The 15,433-nt window shown below is 56.0% G+C and carries 17 protein-coding genes; 12 read left to right on the top strand and 5 right to left on the bottom strand.

Going from position 1 to position 15,433, the window contains the following annotated elements; genetic code table 11:
• Genes yedF through yqeB form a run of 5 tightly spaced genes read left to right on the top strand, consistent with a single transcriptional unit; the run spans position 1 to position 3,868 of the window.
• The gene (gene yedF / locus C7J97_RS02195; protein WP_242983417.1) at positions 1-615 is read left to right on the top strand and encodes a sulfurtransferase-like selenium metabolism protein YedF; all 615 of its coding nucleotides are present in this window, start codon (positions 1-3) and stop codon (positions 613-615) included.
• Positions 612-1,760, top strand: a complete 1,149-nt coding sequence (locus C7J97_RS02190; protein WP_113991909.1) for an aminotransferase class V-fold PLP-dependent enzyme — start codon at positions 612-614, stop codon at positions 1,758-1,760. The genes yedF and C7J97_RS02190 overlap by 4 nt, the downstream gene beginning before the upstream one ends.
• Entirely contained in the window at positions 1,751-1,981 is a 231-nt protein-coding gene (locus C7J97_RS02185) for a putative Se/S carrier protein (protein ID WP_015538510.1), read from the top strand. Before C7J97_RS02190 ends, C7J97_RS02185 begins: the two co-directional genes overlap by 10 nt.
• A 19-nt stretch (positions 1,982-2,000) precedes the next feature.
• A complete protein-coding gene (locus tag C7J97_RS02180) occupies positions 2,001-3,056 on the top strand; it encodes an XdhC family protein (RefSeq protein ID WP_015538509.1) in 1,056 nt (351 codons plus the stop codon).
• Positions 3,053-3,868 (top strand): selenium-dependent molybdenum cofactor biosynthesis protein YqeB, encoded by an 816-nt coding sequence (gene yqeB, locus C7J97_RS02175; RefSeq protein WP_005925826.1) that lies wholly within the window; start codon positions 3,053-3,055, stop codon positions 3,866-3,868. Before C7J97_RS02180 ends, yqeB begins: the two co-directional genes overlap by 4 nt.
• Positions 3,869-3,941: 73 nt before the next feature.
• On the opposite strand, the gene C7J97_RS02170 is transcribed toward yqeB, so the two are convergent.
• The 3 genes from C7J97_RS02170 to C7J97_RS02160 all read right to left on the bottom strand — a co-directional run bounded on the left by C7J97_RS02170 (position 3,942) and on the right by C7J97_RS02160 (position 5,114).
• Positions 3,942-4,136 (bottom strand): DUF3873 family protein, encoded by a 195-nt coding sequence (locus C7J97_RS02170; protein ID WP_015538508.1) that lies wholly within the window; start codon positions 4,134-4,136, stop codon positions 3,942-3,944.
• A 160-nt stretch (positions 4,137-4,296) separates the two neighbouring features.
• Positions 4,297-4,800 carry a DUF2812 domain-containing protein gene (locus tag C7J97_RS02165; RefSeq protein ID WP_015538507.1) on the bottom strand — a complete coding sequence of 168 codons (504 nt, stop codon included), beginning with the start codon at positions 4,798-4,800 and terminating at the stop codon, positions 4,297-4,299.
• The gene (locus tag C7J97_RS02160) at positions 4,797-5,114 is read right to left on the bottom strand and encodes a PadR family transcriptional regulator (RefSeq protein WP_015538506.1); all 318 of its coding nucleotides are present in this window, start codon (positions 5,112-5,114) and stop codon (positions 4,797-4,799) included. Before C7J97_RS02160 ends, C7J97_RS02165 begins: the two co-directional genes overlap by 4 nt.
• 252 nt (positions 5,115-5,366) lie before the next feature.
• On the opposite strand from C7J97_RS02160, the gene C7J97_RS02155 reads away from it, so the two are divergent.
• The 7 genes from C7J97_RS02155 (at position 5,367) to C7J97_RS02130 (ending at position 12,219) form a co-directional block, all read left to right on the top strand.
• Positions 5,367-6,362, top strand: a complete 996-nt coding sequence (locus C7J97_RS02155; protein ID WP_112120735.1) for a PhoH family protein — start codon at positions 5,367-5,369, stop codon at positions 6,360-6,362.
• A 23-nt stretch (positions 6,363-6,385) separates the two neighbouring features.
• The gene (ybeY, locus tag C7J97_RS02150) at positions 6,386-6,877 is read left to right on the top strand and encodes an rRNA maturation RNase YbeY (RefSeq protein WP_005925846.1); all 492 of its coding nucleotides are present in this window, start codon (positions 6,386-6,388) and stop codon (positions 6,875-6,877) included.
• On the top strand, positions 6,874-7,848 hold the full coding sequence (era, locus tag C7J97_RS02145; RefSeq protein WP_005925851.1) for a GTPase Era: 975 nt from the start codon (positions 6,874-6,876) through the stop codon (positions 7,846-7,848). The genes ybeY and era overlap by 4 nt, the downstream gene beginning before the upstream one ends.
• Positions 7,849-7,951: 103 nt before the next feature.
• Positions 7,952-8,116 carry a hypothetical protein gene (locus C7J97_RS14950; RefSeq protein WP_170126615.1) on the top strand — a complete coding sequence of 55 codons (165 nt, stop codon included), beginning with the start codon at positions 7,952-7,954 and terminating at the stop codon, positions 8,114-8,116.
• On the top strand, positions 8,067-8,816 hold the full coding sequence (gene recO / locus C7J97_RS02140) for a DNA repair protein RecO (protein WP_005925854.1): 750 nt from the start codon (positions 8,067-8,069) through the stop codon (positions 8,814-8,816). The genes C7J97_RS14950 and recO overlap by 50 nt, the downstream gene beginning before the upstream one ends.
• 15 nt (positions 8,817-8,831) lie before the next feature.
• A complete protein-coding gene (locus C7J97_RS02135) occupies positions 8,832-11,246 on the top strand; it encodes an endonuclease MutS2 (RefSeq protein WP_113991908.1) in 2,415 nt (804 codons plus the stop codon).
• A gap of 187 nt (positions 11,247-11,433) precedes the next feature.
• Complete coding sequence (locus tag C7J97_RS02130) at positions 11,434-12,219, top strand: N-acetylmuramoyl-L-alanine amidase (protein ID WP_242983416.1); 786 nt, start codon at positions 11,434-11,436, stop codon at positions 12,217-12,219.
• A gap of 629 nt (positions 12,220-12,848) precedes the next feature.
• Here C7J97_RS02130 and C7J97_RS02125 read toward each other — a convergent pair.
• Positions 12,849-14,057, bottom strand: coding sequence for a tyrosine-type recombinase/integrase (locus C7J97_RS02125; RefSeq protein WP_113991906.1), 1,209 nt, complete (start codon positions 14,055-14,057; stop codon positions 12,849-12,851).
• Between the two features lie 15 nt (positions 14,058-14,072).
• Positions 14,073-15,419 carry a DNA repair protein RadA gene (radA, locus tag C7J97_RS02120; protein ID WP_015538502.1) on the bottom strand — a complete coding sequence of 449 codons (1,347 nt, stop codon included), beginning with the start codon at positions 15,417-15,419 and terminating at the stop codon, positions 14,073-14,075.
• Positions 15,420-15,433: the final 14 nt, after the last annotated feature.

Raw genomic sequence — 15,433 nt, 5'->3', positions numbered from 1 at the left:
ATGGCTGAATTTATCAAAGTGGATGCACTGGGCGATGCCTGCCCGCTGCCTGTTGTCAAGGCAAAAAAGGCGATTTCCGAGCTGCAGGGCGCGGGACAGGTGGAGGTACTGGTGGACAACGAGATTGCTGTGCAAAACCTGACCAAGATGGCACAGCAAAAGGGTTATCAGTACAGTGCCGAAAAACTGGAAGAGCGCAAATACCGTGTGCTGTTCACGCTGGGCGAAGCAGTAAGCGCCCCAGCAGAAGATGCTCCTGTCTGCACCCCCGATGCCCGCACCGATACGGTGGTGGCTATTTCCGCTGCCGTTATGGGCGAAGGCAGCGAGGAGTTGGGTAAGACCCTGCTCAAGGCCTTTGTATTTGCACTGACCCAGCAGGACAAGCTGCCCAAGACCATTCTGTTCTATAACGGCGGCGCGGCGCTGACCTGTGAAGGCTCTGCCATGCTGGAGGATCTCAAGGAACTGGAGGCACAGGGCGTGGAAATCCTGACCTGCGGCACCTGCCTGAATTTCTATGGCCTTACCGAGAAGCTGGCTGTGGGCAGCGTGACCAATATGTACACCATTGCTGAAAAGCTGACACAGGCCGGAAACGTGGTAAAGCCGTGATCTATCTGGATAACGCGGCCACCACTCTGCATAAACCACCGCAGGTGGAACAGGCTATTCTGGAGGCGCTGCATACAGCAGGCAACCCCGGGCGCGGTGCCCATGAGCCTACTCTTCACGCCGCACGGATCGTACTGGACACCCGTCTGGCGCTGGCAGAACTTTTCCATGCGCCAGACCCTTCCTGCATTGTTTTTGCCGCCAATGCAACCATGGCGCTGAACACAGTACTGAACGGCGTGCTGCATCCGGGCGACCATGTCATCACAACGGTATGCGAGCATAATTCTGTTCTGCGTCCGCTGTACCGGTTGCGGGCGCAGGGAGTAGGGGTTTCCTTTACCGGGGTGGATAACGCTGCACGGCTTTGCTACGACCAGTGGGAAACGCTGCTGCGTCCCACGACTCTGGCACTGGTGGTGACAGGGGCTTCCAACGTGACCGGCAATGGCATCGACCTTGCCCGCGCAGCGGATTTTGCCCACCGGCACGGTCTGCTGCTGATCGTGGATGCAGCCCAGACTGCCGGTGCGCAGCCCATTGATGTACAGCAGCTGGGCATTGATGCTCTCTGCTTTACCGGGCACAAAGCTCTGCTGGGACCGCAGGGCACCGGCGGAGCTTATGTGCGCCCCGGGTTACAAATTGCGCCGCTCCTTGTTGGCGGCAGCGGCGTGCACAGCTTTGACGAAATGCACCCCTTGCAGATGCCCGCCGCACTGGAGGCTGGCACGCTGAACGTGCACGGCCTTGCGGGGCTTTGCGCCGGGGTGCGCTGGCTGTTGGAGCAGGGCGTAGAAAACCTTGCTGCCCGGGAAAACGCCCTTGCCCGCCTGTTTTATGAGCAGGTGCGTACTGCGCCGGGCGTAACAGTGTATGGTGATATGGCTATGCAGCCTCGTGCGCCCATTGTGGCGCTGAACATCGCACAGGAGGATTCTGCCCGGGTGGCAGATATCTTGTGGGAGGACTACGGCATCTGCGTGCGTGCCGGGGCGCATTGTGCTCCGCTGATGCACAAGGCCCTTGGCACGGCCGAGCAGGGCGTAGTACGGTTCAGCTTTTCCCACTTCAATACCGAACAGGAGGTGCAGCAGGCAGCACAGGCAGTTTGCGCACTTGCACGGGAGATTTTATGCGAGTAAAACGAAGCTATATCGTGCTTTCCTTCCGCACCACCTTAGAGGCTATGGAGTGGGAAAAGCAATGCAATGCCCGGCAGGTGCCCGGGCGGCTGATCCCGCTGCCGCGTGAGATCTCGGCAGGGTGCGGGCTTGCATGGCGTATGCTGCCGGAGGACTGGCAAAGCTGGCAGGCAGAACTGGATCAGACACAGTTTGATAAGGTAACACCTGTGGAGCAATAATTAAGGGAGAGAAACACCAATGAACAGACAAACGCTTGCAGACGTTCTGCAAAGTACAAACCAGACCGGCAGCTATACGCTGGCTACCGTGCTGGAAGGCGCAGAGGCAGGCAGTCAGCTGCTGCTGCGGGACGGAGACGCCCTGTGGCAGACCCAGAGTGCCGAACTTTTGCAGCGTCAGCTTGCCGTCCTGCAGGCCTGTACCGCTACGGGCTTTCTTACACTGGAAGGTCAGCGGGTATTTGCTGAGCGCTTTGGTGCGGTGCCGCAGCTGGTGGTCTGCGGCGGCGGTCATGTTGCTGCTGCCCTTGTAAAGCAGGCAAAGCTTCTCGGCATACCAGTGCTTGCCATAGATGATCGGGAGGAATTTGCTCAGCAGCTGCGCGCCGCCGGAGCGGATACCGTGCTCTGCGCTCCCTTTGCGCAGGCGCTTCAGGGTGTGCCCGGCGGGGCGGAGACCTATTTTGCGGTGCTGACCCGCTCCCACGTCTTTGATCTGGACTGCCTTACCCGGATTCTGCAAAAGCCTGCGGCCTATGTGGGCATGATGGGCAGCCGAGGCCGTGCCGCATTGGTGCGCCGTCAGCTGTTGGAGAACGGTCTGGACAGCCAGCGGATCGATGCACTCTGCGCACCCATCGGCCTTGCCATTGGCGCACAGACGGCTGCGGAGATCGCGCTTTCCATTCTGGCGCAGATCGTGCAGGTCAAAAATGCCCGCCCCCAGACCGAGGGCTATCCCGTCGCATTGCTGGATGCGATGGTGCAGGCAGAAAAAGCCCATACCCCGGCGGTACTGGCTACTATTATTGCGCGGCACGGCTCCACCCCGCGGGATGTGGGCGCAAAAATGCTCGTTCTGCCCGATGGCAGTATAGTGGGCAGTGTGGGCGGCGGCATTATGGAGCATTACACGGTACAGGCGGCTCAGAAGCTGTTAGCACAGGCTGTGCCCGCCTTGCAATGCTTACAGCTTTCGGCTGACGGCAAAAACGAGGACACAGCCATTGCTGCCTGTGGCGGCTCCATGGAGGTGCTATTGCAGACACTTTTCTCCGGGGAGGAAATAAAATGAAAAAGGACGCCCTAATTATCGTGCGCGGCGGCGGCGACCTTGCCACCGGTACCATCCACCGGTTGTGTAGCGCCGGGCTGCGAGTGCTGGTATTGGAAACGACACAGCCCGCAGCCATCCGCCGTCAGGTAGCTCTGTGTGAAGCAGTGTATGAAGGCGAAGCCACTGTTGAGGGTCTGCGCGCTGTCCGCATTGAAGCATTGGAACAGGCACAGTCCGTCTGGGCGCAGGGCGCTGTTCCGGTGCTCGTTGACCCAGAGGGGGCCTGTATTGCCCGGGCAAAGCCGGAGGTCGTAGTGGATGCCATTCTGGCCAAGCGCAACCTTGGCACCAGCCGGGATATGGCACCGTTGACTATTGCCCTTGGCCCCGGCTTTGTAGCCGGGCAGGACGTAGATGCCGTGGTAGAAACCAAGCGCGGCCACCGGCTTGGCCGGATCATCCGGGAGGGGAGCGCTATCCCCAATACCGGCATTCCCGGCGTCATTGGCGGGTACGGTGCAGAGCGGGTGATCCATGCACAGGCCGCCGGTGTTTTTATGAATGTGCGTAAAATCGGCGATTTAGTAGAGAAGGGTGAGACTATTGCCACCATCCGCACCCCGGAGGGGGCAGAAATCCCGGTCACAGCACAGATTCCCGGCATTCTGCGCGGATTGCTGCGCAGCGGCTATCCGGTTACGCCGGGCTTTAAGATTGCGGATATCGACCCCCGGCGGGAGGAGCTTTCCAACTGTTTCCTGATCTCAGATAAATCTCGCTGTATTGCCGGCAGTGTACTGGAACTTGTCTGTGCGCAGGTGTGGCAGTAAAACCTATATAAAAATAACCCCTGCCGTTTTGCGGAAAGGTCTGCAAATACGGCAGGGGTTTTAAGGTTCTATGTTAGTTGCGGTAGCAGCGATCCTGTCCTACAAGCCAGTTTTCGCACAGACGCTGGGCTTCCTCTAAGCTGCGGCTCTCGCAGTCAAAGAAGGCACCGCGCATAGAGCAGTAGGAGTAGTGCACCTTAGGAACACCATTGCCATCCTTGAAGCGCTCGTATCGTTCTTCACCGGGCATCAAAAAAAGCTGTTCCATGGTTCCTTCTCCTTTGTGTTCAAGCAGTCCAAACGGCCGCCGGGCGGCGGCACACAACGCTTGCTATTGTATCACGATGGAGAACGGTTTGCTATGGTCTTTTTATCCAAAGATACGCCTCTTTTTTCTCTGCAGTTGTGGCGAAGAAGGGATTGACAAATCATTCGTGCAAACTGCGTTGCTTTTCCAGCGCTGCTTTCATGCCGTGGATACGCCCCAGTGCATAGGAGAGCATTGCTGCGCACAACAGGTTCAGCCAGCCGTAGCGAGCCTGATTCAAAGAGTTCGTTATGCCAAGGATCAGGTTTGCCAGACAGATCAGGGAAAGCATCCGGTCGATGCGGCTCAGATGCGTCAGACGGGAGTCAATATCCGAGAGCAGCTCAAAGCTGCCAAGCTCCGCTTTCCGACGGAAGTACACCCAGTTGACACAGCCGCCGATATATTCTGCACCCAGTTCCTTTACAAAGGCGCGGTAATCGCTGCTGGGGTTCATCTCCAAGCGGATGATATATTCGCCCGGTTCGCAGCGCACAAAGGTGTAAAAGGAAAAACCGGTATTGTCCAGTACCCAGCCCTCCTGCGCCATCTCGTTCAGCCAGCGCTCTTCTTTTTCAAAATCCCACACAAAGAAAAGCTTGAAAACGGTTTTCTTTTCCCTCATAAGGTTTCCTCCTTCAGGATGCTCTCACCATTTGCCACAAGCTGCTGCAAACGGGCAAGCTCGTGCTTTAAGACCTGTACGCCCTCTGCGGTAAGCTGATATTCCTTTTTGCGGCTGCCGCTCTCAGCGGGCAGGGGACGGATCCAGCCTTTTTCACACAGGGAGGTCAATGCTCCGTACAGTGTCCCGGCGGCAAGATGGACTCTGCCACCGGAAAGCTGCTCCGTCTGCTGCATGATGCCATAGCCGTGCTGCGGATGGTAAAGAGACAACAGGATATAATAGGTCGATTCGGTCAATGCAAGGTTTTCCATACTGAAATACTCCATGGATTCTATCGGACGTCTTTATATCGTCAGCCGATATATTGCGTTTAAAGTATATCGTCTCCCGATATACTTTGTCAAGCGTTTTCAGAAAAAGGCCATCAAAAAGCTTTAAAACGCAGTTCGTATGGAAAAACCGATGGAATGCAGGAAAATATTTTGTGCACTTTTCATAGTTTTCTTCTGAAGATTTTGGTGGTACAATATAGTTATCAAATTCTGCAATTCGGGAGGAGCTCCATGGCGGAAAAGTGTATTGAACTGGATAGTGTAGAGATCGCAGCGGCTGTTTTTGGCAACTGTGACCGGAATATTCGCTTGTTGGAAAAAGAGTTTTCTGTTACCGCTGTCTGCCGCGGCACACAGCTTCGCATTTCCGGCGAGCCTGCCAATGTGGCGGCAGCGAACCGCGCCGTGGAGGGAATGCTTCTTCTGATCGAGAACCGCACCCCGCTGGAAGATCAGACTGTGCACTACTGCATCAGTCTGGCGCATGATGGCGCAGAGAAGCGGGTAAAGGAGCTGACCGAGGACTTTGTTACCGTCACGGTCAAGGGACGCCCGATCCGCCCCAAAACGCTGGGACAGAAGGAATACCTGAGCGCCATCCGCTCCAATGCCATTACCTTCGGTGTCGGCCCGGCGGGTACCGGCAAGACCTATCTGGCCGTTGCCATGGCGGTGAAAGCCTTCAAGGCCAAGGAGGTATCCCGCATCATCTTGACCCGCCCGGCGGTGGAGGCAGGGGAGAAGCTGGGCTTTCTGCCCGGTGACCTGCAGCAGAAGGTAGACCCCTATCTGCGGCCGCTGTACGACGGCCTGTTTGATATGCTGGGCGCAGAGACCTACGAGCGTCTGGTGGAAAAGCAGATCATTGAGGTCGCCCCGCTGGCTTATATGCGCGGGCGCACACTGGATGATTCCTTTATCATTCTGGACGAGGCGCAGAACACTACCCCGGAGCAGATGAAAATGTTCCTTACCCGTATGGGCGTAGGCTCTAAGGTGGTCGTTACCGGCGATGTGACCCAGATCGATCTACCGGGCAGCACCCGCAGCGGTCTGGTGGACGCGCTGAAGGTGCTGAAGGATGTGAACGGCATTGCACAATGCTACTTTACCGATAAAGACGTTGTGCGTCACCGGTTGGTGCAGGAGATCGTAAAGGCTTACGAACGTGCCGCCCATCCGGCTGCCGATGCGAAAAATAAAGAAAACAATAAGAATTTTAAATAAATCCCTGAAAGGAGTGGACCGATATGTCCAATAAAGTTTTGATCACCAACTCCCAGAAAGCTGTTAAGGTGCCCTCCGGGCTCCGCATTCTGATCCGCCGTGCCTGCAATGCCGTGCTGGAATATGAGCATTTCGACCGTCCCGCCGAGATCAGCGTTACCTTTGTGGACAACGCTGCCATTGCCGAGCTGAACAACCAGTACCGCAATAAGCCCATGCCTACTGATGTGCTGAGCTTTCCTCTGGGTGAGAACGGCAAGTATGATATCGACGAGAACAACGGCTGCATGATGCTGGGCGATATCGTCATCAGCATGGAGCGCGCCATGGAGCAGGCCAATCTGTATGGGCATCCGCTGCAGCGGGAGGTAGCCTTTTTGACCGTTCACTCCATGCTGCATCTGCTGGGCTACGACCACGAAAACGGCGGTTTGGAAGCCATGCGTATGCGCGAAAAAGAAGAGGCTGTGCTGCTGCAGCTGGGTCTGCCCCGCACGGTCAGCTATACGGAATGATATCCCAGAACATAAAAACAAGACAGGAGTTCGCTTTGAGTACTACAACACCCGTTCAGGAGCATTACGACACCTCCTCTGTATTCGTTGCTGTCATCGGACGGCCGAACGTGGGCAAATCCAGCCTGACGAACCTCTTGGTCGGCGAGAAAGTGGCTATCGTCACCTCTAAGCCCCAGACTACCCGCACCCGCATTACCGGCGTGATCACCCGGGGGCCGCTGCAATATGTGCTGCTGGACACCCCCGGTGTGCACAAAGCCCACAACAAGCTGGGAAAGCGCATGGATAAGACCGCCAGCGATTCCATTGCGGATGTGGATGTTTCCATGATGCTGTTCGAGCCTTACGGCGCGCTGAACGAATCTGAGATGGCACTTGTGGAGGCGCTGCACCGCAGCGGCCCGGCCATTGCAGTCATTAATAAGACCGACCTTGTTAAAGAACCTGCCGATTTGGAAACCCGCAAGGCAGAGCTGAAGGCGCTGGGCGTGTTCGATGAGATCTATACCATCAGTGTGCGCAACAAGGAAGGCAGCGAGGAACTGTTCGATGCTTTGAGCCGCTACGCTGTGGAAGGTCCCCATTACTTTGACGATGATGCCTATACCGATATGCCGGAAAAAGAGCTGGTGGCCGAGGTCATCCGCGAAAAGGCACTGCTCTTTATGCGGGATGAAATCCCGCACGGCATTGCAGTGGTGGTGGAGCGCTTCAAGGAGCGCCCGGGCACAGACCTGATCGACATTGATGTGAACATCTACTGCGAGCGGGAGAGCCACAAGGGCATGGTCATCGGTAAGGGCGGTGCCATGCTTAAAAAGATCGCCAGCGCTGCCCGTGCCGACTGCGAGGAGTTTCTGGGCTGCCGGGTCAATCTGCAGTGCTGGGTCAAGGTGAAATCCGACTGGCGGGATAACGAGTTTTTGCTGAACAACTTCGGCTTTAAGCAGAATTCCTCCAACCGCTGAGTGATGCCAAAGCAGGACAGTTTTCCCTTGTATGCTGTGCTAGAATCAGGCTGACACTATAACAAAAGCAGCCTGTGCACAGAAAAGGGAAGGAGTGCTGAAGATGGATGCTGCTGCAAGCTGGCAGGCCTTTGCCTGCACGGGGAACATTCTCCGTTATCTCGATTACAAACAACTGGTGCAGCTGCCCGCCGAGCATCCGGCAGGAGAAACGGACGATGGAACCATTCGTGACCATGGGTCTGGTATTGAAGGAGACCCGTTATAGAGAAGCAGATCGCATTTTGACGATTCTTACCCCGAAACTGGGCGTGATCACAGCAATGGCTGCAAACAGCCTGCGGCTGAAAAGCAAGCTGTTCAGTGCCTGCGGGCTGTTCTGCTATTCGGAGTTTACACTGGTGCCCGGACGCAATATGTATACCGTGCGGGAAGCCGATGTGCAGAACATCTTCCATGGCATTTCCTCCTCCATTGAAGGGGTAAGCCTTGCCATGTATCTTACCGAATTGGCCGCTGCGCTTTCGCCTACCGGAGAGGAAGCAGCCCGGGAGCTGCGTCTGGTGCTGAACAGTCTGTATATGATCAACGAGCACCGCACCGACCTGCGGGTGATCAAGGCAGTATTTGAGCTGCGCACCATGAGTGAGTGCGGCTTTATGCCGCAGATTGTCTGCTGCCGGGACTGTGGCACCTACGATGAAGGAGATGCCTTTTATCTGGACGCACAGGAAGGGCACCTGCTCTGTGCGTCCTGTGCGGCAAAGGCAGGCAAGAACTGCAATCTGGACAAGGCTGCGCTGTTTGCACTGCGCCACATCTGCTTGGTGGAGGACAAAAAAATATTTGCATTCAAGATCTCTGTGGGCAGTCTGGCAAAGCTTTCCGCAGTGGCTGAAAACTATGCCCTGACGCATCTGGATAAGCCGCTGAAAAGCTATGCCTTTTTGAAAAGCGTGCTGCCCTGACCAAAAAGGAACAGTATGGAAACAAGCTACTTAAAAACATTAGAACTGGATAAGATCATTGCGCGTGCAGCGGAGGGCTGCGTATGCAAGGAAGCCCGTGCTATGCTGCTGGCCATTGAGCCGCAGTGCGACCCGGACGAGGTGCGCTACGCACTAGAGCAGACGGACGCCATCAACACCCTGCTGATTAAAAACGGCTCGCCGCGCTTTGGCGGGGTAGAGGGGGTCAGCCAGCTTGCCGCCCGTGCCGTAAAGGGCGGCGTGCTTTCCATGGGCGAACTGCTGATGGTGGCCGGTGCGCTGCGCAATTTTCAGCACCTGACCAGCTGGTACGGCTCCTCTGAGCATGACGCGCTGCCGACCAATGATCTGTTTTACGCGCTGGCACCGGAGCCGGGCCTTGAGCAGCAGATCTCCAGCGCCATTCTGGCACCGGATGCCATGGCGGATACCGCCTCCCGCACGCTGGCAGAGCTGCGCAAAAAGATCCGCGCCACCGAAAACAGCATCCGCGACCGGCTGGAAAGCATGGTACGCAATATGGACACCTCCAAATACCTGCAGGAGAGTGTGGTTTCCATGCGCAACGGCCGGTATGTTGTGCCGGTCAAGAGCGAGTACCGCGGCGAGGTGAGCGGTATCATCCACGATGTATCCTCTACGGGCGCTACGGTGTTCGTGGAACCGCAGGCTGTGGTGGAGGCAAACGCCCGCATTCTGCAGTACCGCGCACAGGAGGCACAGGAGATCGAGCGCATTTTGGTGGCCTTTACCGCACAGGTGGCCGCCATTGAGCCGCAATTCCAGTACAGCTACAAGGCCATGCTGGAAATCGACATCCTGCTGGCAAAGGCGCGGCTTGCACTGGAGCTGAAGGCCTTCAAGCCCGCTGTGCGGACGGATTCTTCCTTTAATCTGATCCGTGCCCGCCACCCGCTGATCGACCCGCAAAAGTGTGTTCCTGTGGATATTGCACTGGGCGGGGAATACGATTCCCTTATCATCACCGGCCCGAACACCGGCGGTAAGACGGTTACTCTGAAAACCGCCGGTCTGCTGTGCGCTATGGCACAGTGCGGTTTTTTGATTCCTGCTGACGAGCGCAGCGAGATCTGCGTGTTTGATGAATTTCTGGTGGATATCGGCGACGAGCAGAGCATTGAACAGAGCCTTTCCACCTTCTCCGGCCACATGAAAAAAATCACCGGTATTCTGGAACTGGCTATGCCGCACACCCTTGTGCTGCTGGACGAGCTGGGTGCCGGTACCGACCCCGCCGAGGGTGCCGCGCTGGCAGTTGCCATCATTGAGGAGCTGCGCCGCCGTGGTGTGCTGCTGATGGCAACCACCCACTATGCGGAACTGAAGGTTTTTGCACTGGAGACTAAGGGCGTGGTCAACGCCAGTTGCGAGTTTGATCTGGAGACCCTACGTCCCACCTATAAGCTGAGTGTGGGCGTACCAGGCAAATCCAACGCATTCCTGATCAGTGAAAAACTGGGCATCCCCAGCCGCGTCATTGAAGCGGCTCAACAGCATCTGTCTGCCGAGGATAAGCGTCTGGATGCGGTTCTGGGTCAGCTGGACGACCTGAAGCTGCAGCTGAAGGAAAGTCAGAACGAAGTGGAGCAGCTACGCAACGAAGCTTCCCATCAGCTGGAAGCAGCCCGCAAAAAACGGGATGAGTTGATCCAGCAGGGCGAAAATGAATTGGAAGCTGCCCGTGCCAAGGCGCGCACGCTGGCACAGCAGGTGGAAACGCAGGCCTACGCACTGACCGATGAACTGCGCCAGCTGCAAAAGGACGAGCGCATGAGCGCCCAGCAGAAGGCGCAGCGTGCCCGCGAAATTGCCAAAAAGGAGACCGAAAAGCTGTTTGCCGGTACGGAGGTGGTGCATAACCCCGTCAAGGAGTTTGTGCCGCTGAAGGAGGTAAAAGTGGGACAGGAGGTCTGCATTGCAGAACTGAACCAGCTGGCCACCGTTCTGGCGCTGCCTGATAAAAACGGCGATGTGCTGGTGCGTGCCGGTATCATCAAAACCAAGGTACCCCTCAAGGGCCTGAAGCAGCCGGAAAAGCTGGTGAAAGAACCCACTGTGCCCAAGACCAAAGCGCAGCAGCGGTATTCCCGCCTGACCGGCGACACTAACCGTCCCAACGGCAGGGTAGAGCGCGTACAGCGTACCGCCAAAATGGAGTGCAACCTGCTGGGACTTACAGTGGACGAGGCGCTGTCGGAGGTGGACTCCTTTATTGACCGCGCCATCCTGAACGGACAGACAGTAGTCTATCTGATCCACGGCAACGGCACCGGCGCACTGCGCACTGCCATCCATAAGCATCTGCGCGGCAACCGCATGGTAAAAAGCTTCCGTCTTGGCCGTTACGGCGAAGGCGAAAGCGGCGTGACGGTTGTAGAACTGAAATAACCCCAAAGGACTGCCTTTTGAAAAATTGGCAGTCTTTTTTTGTTGCAGTGCAGGGAAAAGGCGAGTATACTCGTATTATAAATGTAAAACGAACAGGAAGTAAAACTTTATGCCAACCAGTCATCGCAGACCCGCAAATAAGCATAGTAAACGCAAAACGCACCGCCGCAAAGCCCAGCGTCGGATTTTGCATGGACTACTGCTTGTTTTTGCGGCATTGATGCTCTGTTTCGGCCTGTTTTTATGGAGGGCGGCGCTGGAACTGAACGCACCCGCAGAATCCGCAGTCTCAGTCTCAGCGGAGGACTTTCGTCCTGTGGTGGGCGACCCGCCGTACCGGGTGGCAATAGACGCCGGGCATGGCGGCAGTGACCCGGGCGCAAGGGGAGTGGTCGAAGAAAAACAGGTCACCGCAGCCACGGCTGCTGCGCTGCTCCAATGGTTAGAAGAGGATTCGAATTACATCCCGCTGCAAACCCGGGAAAGCTTTGATGCAACCGCCACGCCTGCCCAGCGTGCAGCAGCAGCCAACGCCCAAAGCCCGCAGCTGCTGCTGTCCATCCACGGCAACTCCGCAGCCAATGGCTCTACGGCAGCCGGTTTTGAATGCTATCCGGCAGTGCCCGGGCGTACATGGCATCAGGAAAGTTTTTATTTTGCAAAACTGCTGGCCGGTGGAATGCAGAGCATTGGCGCAAAGCTGCGCGGACGTGGGGGAGTGCGTTACATTTATTATCTGGAAAACGACCAGAAGCAGCTGGTGGAGAATACCTACACGCAGGTTCGGCCTGAGCGCAGCTTTACGCTGCTGGAGGATGTGGATTGTCCGGCAGTGTTGGCAGAGCAGTGTTTTGTGACGAACGATGAGGATGTGGAGCATTTTGGCAGTGAACAGGGCTGCAAGACAGTGGCACGCATTTATTACGAAGCCATCTGTGTATACTTCGGCACAAAGCCGCTGCCGGTGAAATGAGCATCGCATCACCAAAGGAAAAGAAACGATACTGCTTTTATAACAGGACCTGTAACGCACTGGAACGGCTATCGCAGACATAAGTCGAACGCCTGAACGTACTGGTAATATGTCCAGCGGCGTAGAAGCGTGCGTGTGCGAACTGAAAAGCATCCACAGAAGCTGCCGGAAATCTGACAAAGAGAGAAGGGCAGCTTCTCTCTTTTGATTATAGATATTTCGTATAATGCACGTTATGCGAAACTTAGGGAAGCGAAAAATGCCCATTTCCCGGATTTTTGGCGTTCCAGCCTCAGCTGGCTCATTTTCGGGCTTAGTTCAGCCGTTTTGCACATTCTGCAAATTTTATCATATTTTATGGTTTTATTTGTCTCATGCTTACAGATGCTTCCTGTGTTATGCGCTGCTGCATCAGTTCATTTGTAATTCATTTTATTCCAGTAAGCATCTATGTGCTTGCTTTATAACATTTGTTTTTGTGTAGACATTACGTTGCGCGTTTCTATGGATGCTCCTGTATGTATTGCTGCTGACTGCTTATAATGTAAATTATAAAGACCCATGACGTTATCCGGTCAAGCCGGATCGCGCCATAGGTCTTTGAATCGTCTCAGACGTTTTGTGCAGGTTTAAGTATCGCGCGATGAATCGTCCATTTCATCGTTGGACATTGCCGAGATATCTGCCCGGAAGCCATCCTGTGCAGCGCCCTCAAAGGCCGCCATAGGGCCGGACGGCTCAGAAGCGTCATCTCCCGCCGGGTCATTTTCAACAGATGTCTCCCCTGCCGCATCTGTTGTATCCAAGCTTACTTTTGCAGCTTTGATGGGCAGTACCTTGCCCAGCGGGTTTTCCTCAATGGCAGAGCGCACCTGAAATTCTTGCAGGTGCGTATAAATTTGTGTTGTTCCCACACTGCTGTGCCCCAGAAGCTGCTTGAGGGTAAGGATATCCACATTGCCGGTCTGATACATCAGCGTTGCGGCGGTGTGCCGCAGCTTATGGGTGGAAAAGCCCTTCAGCCCCGCAGCCTTCATTGCACCGGAGATCAGCTGTTCTACTCTGCGGTTCGAAATACGTTCCTTGCGCATACGGGTAATAAACACCGCTTTTTCCTTGGGTGAAAGTCCCTCCATGGTGTTGCGCTTGCGCAGATATAGTTGCAGTGCCTCCACGCAGGCATCATTCAGGTAGACCATACGCTCTTTATGGCCTTTGCCGAACAGGCGGATCTGACGCTGCTCTAAATCGATGTCTCCAAGGTCCATGCCTACCAGCTCTGCAAGACGCATACCGCAGTTGAGGAACAGCACCACCATGCAATAATCCCGCTCCGGGAAATCGCTCTGGGTCTGGGTACTCTCCAAAAGCGAAATGGATTGCTCTGCCGTCAGGTACTTGGGCAAGACCTTATCCTGTTTGGGCGGGCGGATGGCCGCCGTAGGGTCCTCGGATAAGCGGTTGACCTGATTGACCAGATAATCATAAAAGCCGTGCAGACTGGCCAGCCGCCGGGCGGTAGAGGATTTTTTGTTGCCGCACTCCCGGTTCAGAAAATACAGATATTCGTAGATATCCTCTTTTGTTATGCTGCCCCAGAAGGCCGTATCCAGCCCCTTGGGATCGATCTCTTTGAATTCTGCATCCGTGGCCACAAGCCCGCGGCGGCGCTTCATAAAGCGGCTGAAGGAGCGCAGGTCACAGTAATAACTGAACGCCGTATTGGCACTTTTGCCGGCGATCACTTCAAGATAACGCACATATTCTACAATATCCGGCGCAGCATCCTCAAAGGGTGCGTGCTTGCCGGGGTTTCTTTCGTCCAGATAAATCGACATAGGTTCCTCGTTTCATCACAGGCGGTCATTTTTTAGCGCATTGATGGCATCTGCGATATACGCTGCACCGACCAGCTTCATGCCGGGATAATCTGCGGCATTCAGGTGTGCAAGGCTGTGCTTGGGGATAACAGCCCGCTCAAAGCCGATACGCTCAGCCTCGTGCAGGCGCTGTTCCAGATTGGGCACACTGCGCACTTCCCCGCCCAGACCTACCTCACCAATGGCGATAAGCTTATCGCTGACCGGGCGGTCCAGCAGCGAGGAGACCATGCTCAGGCAGACTGCAAGGTCGCAGGCGGTATCCCGCAGTGCAATGCCGCCCACGATATTGACATAGACATCCAGATTGCCAAAGAAGTACCCTGCCCGCTTTTCCAGCACGGCGATCAAAAGGTTCATGCGGTTATAGTCGTATCCGCTGCAGGCGCGACGGGGTGCCGGAAAATTCGTCTTGGTGGCAAGTGCCTGTATCTCGCTCAGGATTGGACGACTGCCCTCCATGGTACAGGCCACACAGTTGCCGGAAACCCCCAGCGGACGTCCTTCCAGCAGCATCTGGGATGGGTTTTCAATCTCGGCAAGTCCTGTGCCGGTCATATCGAACATTCCCAGCTCATTGGTGGAGCCATAGCGGTTTTTGGCTGCCCGCAGAATGCGGTACGGCAGCATCTTGTCGCCCTCAAAGTAGAGCACCGTATCCACGATATGTTCCATGACCTTGGGGCCTGCAATTGCGCCGTCCTTGTTCACATGACCCACGATAAACATGGGAATCTCCTGCTTTTTGGCTACCGCCAGCAGCCGGGCGGCACTCTCCTTCACCTGACTGACCGTGCCGGACGAGGACGAGATATCCATGCAGCGCATGGTCTGGATGGAGTCAATGACCACAAGGTCCGGCTTTTCTTTTTCGATCAGACCGCAGATCTCATCCACGTCATTTTCCGCCGCCAGAAAGATGTTATCCTGCGGTACCTTCAGCCGCGCTGCACGCAGCTTGACCTGCCGGACAGACTCCTCGCCGGTGATATACAATACGCTGTGCTGGTTGGAGATGGCGCCGCACAGCTGTAACAGCATAGTGGATTTACCCACGCCCGGCTCACCGCTCAAAAGCACCACGCCGCCCAGCACGATGCCGCCGCCCAATACGCGGTCCAGCTCCGAGATACCGGTCAGGATGCGGCTTTTTTCCTCCGTGGTGCTGATCTCTGACAGCCGCCGGGCGGTCAGGGTGGTCACGCCCTCCTGACGAGCCGCGGCAGCCTGACGGGCGGCAGGAGTCCCCGCCTTTGGCGCTTCAGCAACAACATCCTCGTTCATGGTATTCCAGCTGCCGCAGCTGGGGCAGCGCCCCATCCAGCGGGGGCTTG

Origin of the sequence: Faecalibacterium prausnitzii, from assembly GCF_003324185.1 — a bacterium.
GTDB classification, from domain to species: domain Bacteria; phylum Bacillota; class Clostridia; order Oscillospirales; family Ruminococcaceae; genus Faecalibacterium; species Faecalibacterium prausnitzii.
The sequence above is the reverse complement of the archived record's forward strand: the minus strand, read 5'-3'. Positions and strand labels throughout refer to the sequence as shown.